The following is a 12,584-nucleotide window of genomic DNA, read 5'->3' on the forward strand; positions in this document are numbered from 1 at the left end:
CCGGTCCGGCATCCGGATTGTTAATCATTTTTCAGGGAATGTACCGGGCTGAGCATTGCCGCGCGGATACTCTGGTAACTTACCGTGAGTAGCGCAATCGACAGTGCCAGTACGGCAGCCAGGACAAAGTACCATCCGGACACCGATATCCGGTAAGGAAAACCCTGCAACCAGGTGTTAGCCCCGTACCACGACAAAGGCAGGGCGATAAAGATGGACAGCATGACAAGTTTGACAAAATCGAGGGAAAGCAGGGCGGCAATACTTGCGACCGAAGCGCCAAGCACCTTACGGATGCCTATTTCCTTGACGCGAGACGCTGCATTGAATGTAGCCAGACCGAACAAGCCGATGCAGGATACAAAAATGGACAGGAATGCAGCCAGGGTGATCATTTGCTTCCATTTAGCCTCCGCTTCGTAGCGTTTCAGGTTGGCAGTGTCTTCAAACTGGTACTCGAACGGCAGGTATTTTACATGTTGCCTGAAAATCTTTTCAATGGCCTTCATCGTAGCCGGAATATCCCTGGTTTCCAGTTTTGCGAATACTGTCCCCAAACGATAGTTCGGGTCCTGCGTCAGTACCAGCAGCCTGATTGTATCTTTCAGCGAGGCATAATGGTAGTTGCGGATAACACCTATGATCTTCATTTTCTTGTTTTTCCAGGTAAAATCCACCTCCTGACCGATAGGATTGCGCAGGCCCGCTTCCTTTACAAATGCTTCATTCACCACAACTGACTCTTCGCGGTCGGTTGTGAATGCCTGCGAAAAAATGCGGCCTTTCAGCACGGGAATATGCAGGGTACTCAGGAAATGATCGTCTACACCGATATATCCAAAGTTAATTTCCTGACCGTCGACCCTGGCAGCAGTTCCATTATAGTTACCATTGAAGGCAGCCACCATCTTGACGCCGGGAAGGTTCCGCAGTTCATTTTGAACTACTTCCATCACACCCTTGTCCGGCCCTCCGCGGCCCAGACTGAAACTGACCAGATTCTGATCATCGTATCCCAGATCTTTGCCCGTCAGGTAGCGAAATTGCGAGTAGATGACGATGGTACCGATCACCAGGCACACCGACAATGTAAACTGAAACACCACCAATCCTTTGCTGAGATAGTTTTTCTGCGTGAGCTTCGCGCGGTTGTAGAGTGTTTGCACCGGATTGAAACCCGACAGGACCAATGCCGGGTAAATGCCCGCAACCAGGCCGGTTGCGAAAAACAGGGCAGTATAGCCGGATACCAGCCCTGTATCAAGCAGATATGACAATGCCAGCTGCTTGTTGGAAAGTGCATTGAAGGCAGGCAGTACAGCCTGCGTCAGCCCTACTGCCAGCGCAAATGCAATGAAGGATAGCAGGAAAGATTCGCCCATAAACTGGTAGATGAGCTGCTTGCGTAAACTGCCAGCTACCTTTCTTACCCCGATTTCCCTGGCCCTGCTGAGGGAGCGTGCGATAGTAAGGTTGACAAAATTAATGCAGGCAATGAGCAGGATGAAGATGGCGATCCCTGTCAGAATATAGGAGTAAACCGGACTGCTTGCATGATCCAGTCCATTGCGCATATCGTCACCTGTACTTTGAAGATGCATATTCCGGAAAGGCATCAGATCAAAGCGGATTTGTTGCCTGAAATCCTTGATCTTACCAATTTCAATAGCCGACTTCCTCCTGAAAACCTCATTCATCTTGGGCACCACAGCATGGTAATCGGTCTTCTCATGGAGCAATACAAATGTATTCATGTAAAAGCCCAGCCACTCGGCATTGGTCCAGCCGCGGGCCTCCTGGTACTTGAAAGGCAACACGGCATCGAACTGAATGGACGAATTTTGCGGGCACCGCCTGGCCACGCCCGACACTACAAAAGGTTCAAAGTCGTCGCCCGTCCTGATCTGCATGGTTTGTCCGACGGCGTTTTTGGTACCGAAATACTTCCTGGCCAGGTCCTCGCTGAGCACAATGGAATGGATGTTGGCCAGGACACGCCCGGGATCACCGGAGAGCAGCGGCAGTGAAAAAACCGAGAAGAAATTTTCGTCGGCAAAAAGAAGGTCTTCTTTCAGGATTTCATTCCCTTTTTTTACTACAAATGAACTGCTCTGCGTACGGATAACTGCTTCTATCCCGGGTATTTCCTCCTGAAAACCAGGCCCGTGAATTGCATTCGTACTACCAGTGAGGCGAGACTCCCGGTCGTCCTTCATGTGCACCATCATACGAAAAAGCCGGTCCCCGTTTTCCTGAAAACGGTCAAAGCTCAGCTCATCCTTGGTGTAGAGCACGATGAGCATGCAGCAAGTCAGCCCAAGGGAAAGGCCGGCAATGTTTATCACCGAAAAAACCTTGTTCCTGATCAGGTGCCGCAGGGCGATTTTGAAATAGTTTGAAATCATGGGGTTGGGGAAGTTTGGGGCGGCTTTCGGCGGTCGGCTTTTGGCTTTTGGCTCTTGGCTTTTGGTAGTGCAAGTCCAGCTGACCTGTTTTTCTAGGCTTTCATTTACATAAACATCAATGCTGTAAGAAGTAACAAGCAATCCAAATCCGCACTAAAAGCCGACCGCCGAAAGCCGACCGCCGAAAGCCGCTCCCTCATTCCGTTTTCAGGCTTTTTACCGGGTTCATCAATGCGGCTTTAATGGCCTGGAAGCTGACGGTGAAGAGGGCGATGAGCATGGCGGCGACGCCTGCCACCACAAAGTACCACCACTCCATATCAATGCGGTAAGCGTATTTTTCGAGCCAGCCGCTGAGAAAGTACCAGGCCAGCGGAAAGGCAATCAGCGCGGATACGAGAACCAGTTTGACAAAGTCCTTCGAAAGCATACCTACCAGTCCGAGGGTAGTAGCTCCCAATACTTTGCGTACGCCGATCTCCTTGGTACGCTGCTCGGCCGTGAAGGCAGCAAGGCCAAAAAGACCCAGGCATGAAATAAAAATAGCGAGAAAGGCAAAGTAGTTGGAAAGCCGGCTTACCACCTTCTCCGATTTATATTGTCTCCCGAAATCCTCATCCGCAAAGTGATACTTAAATGGCAGACTCGGATTGAAGGTCTTGTACACCTTTTCAAGATGATCAATTGCCTCCTGTGTGCGGCCGGCTTCTGTTCGTACCAGCGCTGCCCCCCACATGCTTTGGGGCGACTGCAGATTGATGATCAGGGGCTCGATCGCCGTATGCAGCGAGCCGGTATGGAAATCTTTCATCAAACCGATGATCCTGCCTTTCTTGCCCCACATCGTCAGCTCTTTACCCACGGGCTCCTTGTAGCCGATCTTCCGGGCAGCGGCTTCATTGATCAGGTAGTTGGACGTATCCGTGCCAAAAGCAGGGCTGAAATCCCGCCCGTCGAGCAGGCGGATCCCCATTGTTTTTACAAAATCGTAACCCACAGGATTGACGCTGAAAAGGAGTTGTTTGGTTGTATCCTTCCCGGGCCAGCTCACGCCCATGGTGGAGCTGCCAAAATTGAAAGGGTTGGCTTGCGAGCATGAAACCGTCTTGATACCCGGACCATTCAGCAAGGCCTGCCGGAACGACTCAAAGTTGTTGGCCATACCTTTCTCAACATCTGCAACATAGAGCAGGTTTTCACGTGAGAAACCAAGGTTTTTCTTTTGAATATAATCGATCTGGCGGTACACGACGATCATGGCAAGGATCAGCAGGATCGACAATCCAAACTGGAATACCACCAGTCCCTGCCTGAAATAAGCCGCACTGGGCTTGAATTTCAATGCACCTTTGAGGATCACGACCGGATTAAGCGACGACATGAAAAGGGCGGGATAACTGCCCGCAATGATGCCGGTGATCAGCGTTAAACCAAGCAGTACAAGCAGCAGCACAGGATCGAGCAGATTGAAGCTGAGCTGTTTTTCTGTGAGTGTATTGAAAGATGGCAGCAGCAGAAGCACAGTGACGATCGCAAACAGGAGTGCCAGGCCTGCGATCAGGACCGATTCGCCGAGAAACTGCCCTACCAGACTTGCCTTGTAAGCACCTACGACCTTGCGTAAGCCTACTTCTTTCGCCCGTTTGACGGACCGTGCCGTGGCCAGGTTCATGAAGTTGATACAGGCAATGATCAGGATGAAAATCGCAACGATGGTGAATAAACGTACATACTCAATGCGGCCGCCATTCTGCTTGCCCTGATCCCACTTGGAATACAGGTATGACTTGCCGAAGTTGGTGATAAACAGCTCAACATTGCTGTCCTTATTCTTTGTCTTGATGTAGTTTCTGATCTTGGCATTCACCTTTTCAGGAGTGGTATTTTCTGCAAGCAGTACCACGCACATAGGTCCATTGTTGCCCCACTCCTTCGACCATTTGTTGTTTTTAGCCCAGCGCTCAAAGCTCATCAGGAAATCGAACTTCAGCGAGGAGCTTTTCGGAAGGGGTTTGAGGATGCCTCGTACAATCACGTCATCCTTGTTATCAATGCGGATGGTCCGGCCCATTGGGTCTTTTCCCTTGAAATACTTGTCAGCGAGCTGTTGGGAAATCACGATCCCGTCGGGACCTTGTAGCGCAGAAGCTGCATTGCCCTGGCTGAGCTCAAATGAGAATATGCTCAGGAAGTTGCCCTGCACATACCTGCCTTTTTCATTATCAAGCACATTTCCCACCATAAAAACAGGCTCTTCTTCCCAGAGGAGCTGACTGGCCATTTTAATTTCAGGAATGTCCTTGACAATGTTTTCTGCAAGGATGCCGGGTGTGGACTGGTAGGTATTAATGGAGCCGGAGTAAAACTGGTTTTCAAGAACCGAGAAAATGCGCGCATCATTTTTGTGAAAACGATCCATACGCATTTCATCCTGCACCCATAGGAGGATCAGCAGGCTGCATGCCATTCCGAGGGCGAGCCCCAGAATATTGATCAGGCTGAAAGTTTTATTTTTCAGCAGGTTTCGCCAGGCAATTTTCAGGTAATTTTTCAGCATGTGCATTCATGGCTATACCTGCCGGGTACCAGGACGGCGACCCGCAGAAGATGTGTTGATTAAAACAAACTAAAAATGTGACCGGCAGGTATCAGATACCCCTTCCCGGCAGCTCTATTTCGGTTTCGAAATCATGAATGATCCGCGCCCGCTCGCTGTCGGACTTATCGGGTACATCCGCCGTCTTTTCGTAGATAAACTCTTCGCCGTTTTTAACAAACTGATACCGCAGGAACATTTGACCGGTCTCGGGGTTGTACTTGACAAGCTTGGCAAACTCACCCTGATCCTGGGATTTGCCGGCATGGTCCTGCATTTCGTCGATTTCGTCAATTTCGTCGTCTTCTATATCTGTTTCCACTTCATCCGCATCAATCTCCGGCTCATCCGCAGACGCTGCTGCAAATACGGGTGGAGCAGGAGGCTCAGGTGTGGCCGGCGCTTGCGGGACGACCTCTTCTTCCAGACCAAAAGACTCAAGTACCTGGTCGCGTAAGGCAGCGCGTTCATCGTCATTCAGCCGGGCCACATCAAAGGTACGGTCACAATCCACCTGCCGACCATCCACTTCGCCGGTTACCCGTACATGCATCGTTTTGCCGTCGTCATCGACACTCCGGCTGATATTACTTTTTTTCTGCGCAAAAGCCAGCACATGGATGCCGGCAAGCAGGATAGTCAGGAACTTTTTCATGATGGCTAAATTTGGTCGTTGGGGTACTCTTGCAATCCGGCAAACACTTTCGTGTGCCGGCACCATTCTGCATAACAGACTGTGCCGGACTCCTCAGCTATACATGGACCTTTTCGGTCACGATTTTACCGTCAAACAAATTCACAATCCGGTGCGCAAAGCCCGCATCATAAGGTGAGTGCGTTACCATCAGAATGGTCGTGCCGGCCGCATTGAGCTGGCTGAGCAGGTTCATTACTTCTTCCCCGTTTTTGGAGTCGAGGTTACCGGTAGGCTCATCCGCCAGGATCGTTTTGGGGGTTGCAACCACGGCCCTTGCAATGGCAGTACGCTGCTGCTGACCACCGGACAGCTGCTGCGGAAAGTGGTTACGGCGGTGCATCATGTTCATGCGGGTAAGTGCGGCTTCCACTTTTTCCTTGCGCTCTGCCGGAGGTGTTTTCAGATAAAGCAGCGGAAGTTCAACGTTTTCGTAAACCGTCAGCTCGTCGATCAGGTTAAAGCTCTGAAATACAAACCCGATGTTGCCTTTGCGGATCTGCGCACGCTGGCGCTCCGACATCCTGGCGACCTCCGTGCCATAAAACTCGTAGGAACCTTCGCTGGGATTGTCGAGCAGGCCAAGAATGTTAAGGAGTGTGGACTTTCCACATCCGGAAGGTCCCATGATAGCGACAAACTCGCCGTCTCTGACATCCATGTCAATTCCATTCAGGGCGGTCGTCTCCACCTCCTCGGTAGAGAAGATTTTGTGAAGGTTGGTGATTTTGATCATTGTTTTTCTGGCTTACGGCTTCGGCACTCGGCTGTCGGCATTGGTTATTGTTATAAACTAATTTTCTTTTAAAGACAGTGTTTAAAAGCCGACTGCTGACAGCCGGCGTTTGATCTAAAATTCCAACACCTCATTATCCCCGAAATTCTCATAAGAGCTCGTGATGACCTTTTCACCTGGTTTCAGGCCGTCGAGGACTTCGAAGTACTCGGGATTTTTGCGTCCCAGCGTGATATTGCGTTTTACAGCTCTTGATCCGTCATCACTCAGCACATATACCCAGTTACCCCCCGTCTCCGAGAAAAACCCGCCCACTGGCAGCAGTGTCGCCTGCGACGGCTGGCCAAGCTGCAATCTGATCGGCGCAGACTGACCTCTTTTGATCAGTTCAGGCGCACTTTTGTCAAACTGCATATCCACCTCAAACCTGCCGCTTTGTACTTCGGGGTATATTTTGATGATCTTCAGACCGTAATCCTTGCCACTGAACTCCATGTTACCCTGTAACCCTACAAAGATCCGCGAGATATAATGCTCATCCACGCTCACCCGCATTTTAAAGCCATTCAAATCATCAATCTGGCCGATGTTCTGACCCTGGTTGATGTTGGAACCTACTTCCACATTCATGGATGAAAGCAGTCCTGATACCGGTGCTTTCACTACCAGGTTATCAAGCGTCTGGCGCCACAGGCTTACGTTTTTCTGCGTGTTGGCCAGGGTACCTTCCAGTTGGGCGATCTGCATACGGGCGTTTTCTTCCTGGTATTTCTGCGATTCGACCTCGATTTCGCGCTGGCGCACCAGCTTGTCATAATCCCGCTTTGATTTGAGGTAGTCCGCATCAGGGATCACCTTATCGCGGTAAAGCTTTGTATTACGTTCAAATGCATCCTTGGCCTGGTCAAGCTGGAAGTCCAGCTCGCTTAAAGTTTTCTGCAATGTAAACCGGGCCACTTTCAGGTTCTGACGCGTGTTCTGCAGGTCATTGACGAGGCGGCTGGCCTCCGTTTCCGATTGCAGGAAGTTCAGCTTCAGGTTTTGATTTTCAAGACGAAGCAGAATATCGCCCTGTTTTACCATGTTGCCGCCTTCCACCAGCTTTTCTGTTACATATCCTCCTACAATCGCATCCAGCTGAATTGTTTTGAGGGGTTGCACTACCCCGGTGACCACGATAAACTCATCGTACTTGCCTTTCGAAACGGTAGAAATGGTCAGCTTATCCTGCTCCACATTGAGCTTGCTGCGCTTGTCGGCGAAGAAAAACTGGTAGATCAGGAAAGCCGCCAGCAGCGTCACGCCGCCTATAATGCTGATGCGTTTACTGTTCCAGAACTTCTTCGGCTTTATCTTGTCCATTGACGATCCTCCTGAAAAACCGTTATTGGTGTTGGTCGAGTTAGGTGTCCTTACTTCCATTATATGAATTGTGATTGGATTCTGACTTGGTTCAATCCTGGTATCCAATCCCTGTGCCAAGACCCGGCAGGGCCTCTAATAAACTGACAATCAGCTCACATGATTCCTGCTACTACCCTTGCGTTGTTCGTTATCGGACAAACTTGTTCGTGGACGGACAAGCACTATTTTGGGGTCGAATGCAGTTCAATATAGCCTTTTCAGGCCCTGTTTGAGACAAAAATTAAAATTTGCCCCTGCTTAATTTATCACAATTAAAAGTTAAAGGTTATTATCGCAGAATTATCCCTTCGTACCCCAGATTATCAGCCATGCAACTTTCAGAAGCGAGAATCCTGATCATTGACGATGACGTGGACGTGCTCAGCGCAGCCAAGCTGCTCCTCAAACGTCACGCAAAAGCAGTAGACATCGAGAAAAACCCTCAGAAACTGCCTTTCCTGGTCACCAATGGAGACTATCATCTGATCCTGCTGGACATGAACTTCACCCGGGATGTGAACAGCGGACGGGAAGGATTTCACTGGCTGGATCGTATCCTGGACATCAATGCAGCGGCCAAGGTTATCATGATTACGGCTTACGGGGACATTGAAATGGCGATCAGGGCGATGAAGGCAGGCGCGACCGACTTCGTACTGAAACCCTGGGAAAATGATAAGCTGCTGGCAACCATTGCGGGTGCCCTCGAAGGCGGCGCAACCAAAATAGCCGCCCCTGCCGAGGAAAAAGCAAAGGACGAAAGCAAGAAAGCCAAAGCCGGTGCCGAGACCATCGTAGCATCGAGCGAGAGCATTCGGCAGGTCCTGCACACAGCCGAGCGCGTGGCCTCTACCGATGCCAATGTGCTCATTCTGGGTGAAAACGGGACAGGCAAGTCGCAGCTTGCGAGGCATATTCACCAGCATTCCAAGCGGGCCGACAAGCCTTTTGTAGCTGTAGACCTGGGTGCATTGAGTGAATCGCTGTTTGAAAGTGAGCTCTTCGGGCATGTCAAGGGTGCATTTACCGATGCCAAGGAAGACCGCGCCGGGCGCTTCGAGGAAGCCAAAGGCGGAACCATTTTCCTGGACGAAATCGGTAACCTTACACTTCCGCTGCAGGCCAAGCTGCTCACCGTGATCCAGGAACGCCGCGTCACGCGGGTAGGCTCCAATAAGTCTATCAATGTAGACATCAGGCTGATATGCGCTACCAACAGTAACATTGAAAAGATGGTGGCTGATAAAACATTCAGGCAGGACCTGCTCTACCGGATCAATACCATTGAGCTCGACCTCCCGCCGCTGCGTGACCGCCCGGAAGACATCAGCGCGCTGGCTGACTACTACCTCAAACAATACTCCAAAAAATACAACAGGCCCGTCAATGACATCAGTACTGCCCTCATCAAGAAAATGCAGCAGTACAACTGGCCGGGCAACATCCGGGAGCTGCAGCACGCCATTGAGCGGGCGGTGATCCTTTCGCAGGAAAAAACCCTGCAACCCGACGATCTATTCCTGAAAAGCTCGGCAGGCCAGCCTGCCACGGCCACGGGGTTTGATCTGGAAGACATGGAAAAGAACCTGATCGTGAAGGCATTGAAACGATTCAATGGAAATATCACAGACGCAGCAAGGGAGCTTGGATTGAGCCGGGCTGCCTTGTACAGACGTATGGAGAAATACGGACTTTGATTTTCGACTTGTAGTAAAAAGTGCTTTCTGGCACGTTTTTGGAGACCTGGCCCACTTACAGACCAACCAGAACAATCCCATGACGAAGCCGATTGCCGTCTTTTTGCTGCTATTCCCGTTCCTCTCGTCAGCGCAGGAGATTACACCAGTACCCCTCAAAAATGTACATACTACCCGGGGATTCTGGCACGACCGGGTCACGCTCGCTGCTGAAACGACCGTCCCCCATGCATTGCATCAATGCGAAATTTCCCACCGCATCGACAATTTTGCTGTTGCCGGCGGATTGAAAAAGGGCAAGTTTGACGGGGTGAGGTTTAATGATTCGGACGTTTTCAAAGTCGTGGAAGGTGCCGCCTACGTACTTCAGAATAAGTATGATCCGAAGCTGGACCATTACCTTGACAGTCTGATCACGCTTTTTGCGGCGGCACAGGAGCCAAATGGATATCTTTATACCGTACGTACCATCAACAAGGATACTACCGGCTCGTACGACTGGATTGCCGGACCTTCGCCCTATTCATTTGAAAATGGCAGCCACGAGCTCTACAATGCCGGGCACCTGTATGAAGCTGCGGTAGCGCACTATGAAGCTACCGGGAAGCGTAACCTGCTTGATATAGCCATAAAAAATGCAGATCACCTTGTCAAAACCATTGGCCCGAAACCCGGGCAGATGCTGGTCGTGCCGGGTCATGAAGAAATTGAACTGGCCCTGGTGCGACTCTACCGCGTAACCGGCAAAAAGGAATATCTGGACCTCACAGACTTTTTCATTTCCATGCGCGGCCGATCCGATAAACGTACACTCTTCCTGGACGAGCATAAGCTGGGCCCCGCCTACTTTCAGGACCAGGTACCCTTCGTCCGGCAAAAAGAAGCTGAGGGACATGCCGTACGTGCCCAGTACCTGTATACCGGCGTGGCCGACCTGCTCCCGCTGCGCGACAATCCCGGGAACCGGCGCGCTCTGGACCATATCTGGGAAGATGCCACATATAAAAAACAGTACGTTACCGGCGGCATGGGCGCCCGGGAAGACGGCGAGGCTTTTGACAAAGCATACATTTTGCCCAACGACAATGCCTATGCCGAAACCTGCGCGGCAATTGCCAACCTGAACTGGAATCACAGCATGTTCCTGCTCACGGGCGATGCCAAGTACATGGATGTTTTTGAGCGGACGCTTTACAATGGATTTCTTGGCGGGATGTCTGTGAAAGGAAATGAGTTCTTTTACGTAAACCCGATGTCTTCCAATGGAAAAAACGACTTCGGCAAAGGTACCGGCGCTGCCCGGAGTGAATGGTTTGGTACGGCTTGCTGCCCTACCAACGTTTCACGGCTGCTGCCGTCCGTACCTGCCTACATGTACGCCACCCGGGGAAATGAAATTTTCGTCAACCTTTTTGCAGGCAGTGAAGCAACTGTGAGCAGCGGCGGTACCAAGGTAACGCTGGCGCAGCAAACCAGCTATCCGTGGGAAGGTACCGTACGTATGACCGTGTCGCCTGAAAAGGCACTGAAATTTCCATTGTCAATACGCATTCCGGGCTGGGCACGCGGCGAGGCGATTCCGGGAGACCTTTATGTTTATACCAATAAAAATGCGAAACCTGTAACCCTTACCATTAATGGAAAATCGGCACCGGCTGTGATCACAGATGGCTACGTGAAACTGGACAGACAATGGAAAAAGGGTGATGTAATTGAACTGAGCATGGATATGCTCGTCCGTACCATTGTGTCGCGGGCAGAAGTGAAGGCCAATGAAGGAAAACTCGCGGTCGAGCGCGGGCCGGTACTTTACTGCGCCGAGGGCCACGACAATCAGGGTAAAGCTTTGAACGTCAGCATCAGGCAGGAACAGGATTTTGTTGTTCAGTATAAAAAAGAAATGCTGGGAGGCATTAATGTACTGACCTCAGGCCCATTGACCCTTATCCCCTACTACGCCTGGGCCAATCGCGGCCCGAACGAAATGTCGGTCTGGCTGAACAGGGAAAAGTAGCCGGAACAGCACAAAAAATGCCGGATGAGCAGTCATCCGGCATTTTTTGTAAGTATTGATATTGCTGCTAGCTGAGGTTCAGCGTTCCACGCTCGCCACCGTCAGGCGTAGTGCCGGTTACCACGGCTTTGATCATCGAGAAGAACACGACCATCTGCGATGAAGAGCTATCCCAGTATGCTGCTTCCTCGGTTGTTACTTTCAATACCACGAGGTTGGGATCATCCTTGCCACCCGGAAACCAGGCTTTTGACATTACATTCCACAATTCCTCTTTCTTCTGCTCATCGTCTACAATTTCTGCAAAACCTGAAACGCTCACGTACGTATTTTCCTTAGGCTCGGAGTAAATCAGTGTTACTGCTTCCTTACCCGATGTTTCTTCTCCCAGGTCGGTGTTCCTGCTGGTAAAAAACCATACATTACCCTCAGCATCAATGTCCTGCGTAGTCATTGGGCGCGACTCAATCCTACCGTCTTTGTAGGTTGTGTACATGCAAAATCTGATATCACCTGCCAGAGATTTCAACTTTTTTGCGGCATCTCCGGCCTGAAATTCCTTTTCCATAGTTGCCTTTTTTGTTTTTGTTTTTTTTCAAAAACCTAAAACAACCGTTCCAAGCAACCATTACGCCTGCTGGCGCAGCAGCTTTTCGTATTCTTTTTGTGCTAACGTATTTTCGTCCATCCGGCCATAAGCAGAAAGGCCGTGCGTAGCCAGCCCGATCCCCCAGCCAAGCATTGGGAATATAGGCCACGGAACAATGTGATCACTTGTAAAAGGGTACGTTGTCAGCAGGAAAATCAGCCATAAGCCACCATTAACTACCGCATAGGTCACCAGGTGCATTTTGAAAGATGCGCGTTTGCGGGCCTTTCTCCAGAGAAATTCATTGCGTGGCGTTTCCATAAGTTCGTGTTTTTTGGTTAAATAATGCTCCTGTGCCAGCGGGTACTGTTATGACTGCCGACCTTCCAAAAGTAGCAGGTTACCATTGCCCCGCCCACGCAAAAGCGACGGAGTTAAGAATTTTACGG

9 protein-coding genes are annotated in these 12,584 nt (G+C 50.6%); 2 read left to right on the top strand and 7 right to left on the bottom strand.

Features of this window, described 5'->3' with window-relative positions:
• Positions 1-20: 20 nt before the first annotated feature.
• The 5 genes from HWI92_RS13655 to HWI92_RS13675 all read right to left on the bottom strand — a co-directional run bounded on the left by HWI92_RS13655 (position 21) and on the right by HWI92_RS13675 (position 7,793).
• Entirely contained in the window at positions 21-2,405 is a 2,385-nt protein-coding gene (locus tag HWI92_RS13655; protein ID WP_204655987.1) for an ABC transporter permease, read from the bottom strand.
• A gap of 196 nt (positions 2,406-2,601) precedes the next feature.
• Positions 2,602-4,962, bottom strand: coding sequence for an ABC transporter permease (locus HWI92_RS13660; RefSeq protein ID WP_204655989.1), 2,361 nt, complete (start codon positions 4,960-4,962; stop codon positions 2,602-2,604).
• Positions 4,963-5,053: 91 nt separating this feature from the next.
• Complete coding sequence (locus tag HWI92_RS13665; protein ID WP_204655991.1) at positions 5,054-5,656, bottom strand: hypothetical protein; 603 nt, start codon at positions 5,654-5,656, stop codon at positions 5,054-5,056.
• A 97-nt stretch (positions 5,657-5,753) separates the two neighbouring features.
• A complete protein-coding gene (locus tag HWI92_RS13670) occupies positions 5,754-6,431 on the bottom strand; it encodes an ABC transporter ATP-binding protein (RefSeq protein ID WP_204655993.1) in 678 nt (225 codons plus the stop codon).
• 114 nt (positions 6,432-6,545) lie between these two features.
• Positions 6,546-7,793 carry an efflux RND transporter periplasmic adaptor subunit gene (locus tag HWI92_RS13675; RefSeq protein WP_204664552.1) on the bottom strand — a complete coding sequence of 416 codons (1,248 nt, stop codon included), beginning with the start codon at positions 7,791-7,793 and terminating at the stop codon, positions 6,546-6,548.
• Between the two features lie 371 nt (positions 7,794-8,164).
• Here HWI92_RS13675 and HWI92_RS13680 point away from each other — a divergent pair, with 371 nt between their 5' ends.
• Both HWI92_RS13680 and HWI92_RS13685 read left to right on the top strand, forming a co-directional pair.
• Entirely contained in the window at positions 8,165-9,532 is a 1,368-nt protein-coding gene (locus tag HWI92_RS13680) for a sigma-54-dependent transcriptional regulator (protein WP_204655995.1), read from the top strand.
• Between the two features lie 79 nt (positions 9,533-9,611).
• Positions 9,612-11,546, top strand: a complete 1,935-nt coding sequence (locus tag HWI92_RS13685) for a glycoside hydrolase family 127 protein (RefSeq protein ID WP_204655997.1) — start codon at positions 9,612-9,614, stop codon at positions 11,544-11,546.
• 67 nt (positions 11,547-11,613) lie between these two features.
• Here the strand turns inward: HWI92_RS13685 and HWI92_RS13690 are convergent, their stop codons facing one another.
• Both HWI92_RS13690 and HWI92_RS13695 read right to left on the bottom strand, forming a co-directional pair.
• The gene (locus HWI92_RS13690) at positions 11,614-12,114 is read right to left on the bottom strand and encodes a pyridoxamine 5'-phosphate oxidase family protein (protein ID WP_204655999.1); all 501 of its coding nucleotides are present in this window, start codon (positions 12,112-12,114) and stop codon (positions 11,614-11,616) included.
• 60 nt (positions 12,115-12,174) lie between these two features.
• Positions 12,175-12,456 (bottom strand): 2TM domain-containing protein, encoded by a 282-nt coding sequence (locus HWI92_RS13695; protein ID WP_204656001.1) that lies wholly within the window; start codon positions 12,454-12,456, stop codon positions 12,175-12,177.
• Positions 12,457-12,584: the final 128 nt, after the last annotated feature.

Origin of the sequence: Dyadobacter sandarakinus, from assembly GCF_016894445.1 — a bacterium.
In the GTDB taxonomy this organism is placed as follows: Bacteria; Bacteroidota; Bacteroidia; order Cytophagales; family Spirosomataceae; genus Dyadobacter; species Dyadobacter sandarakinus.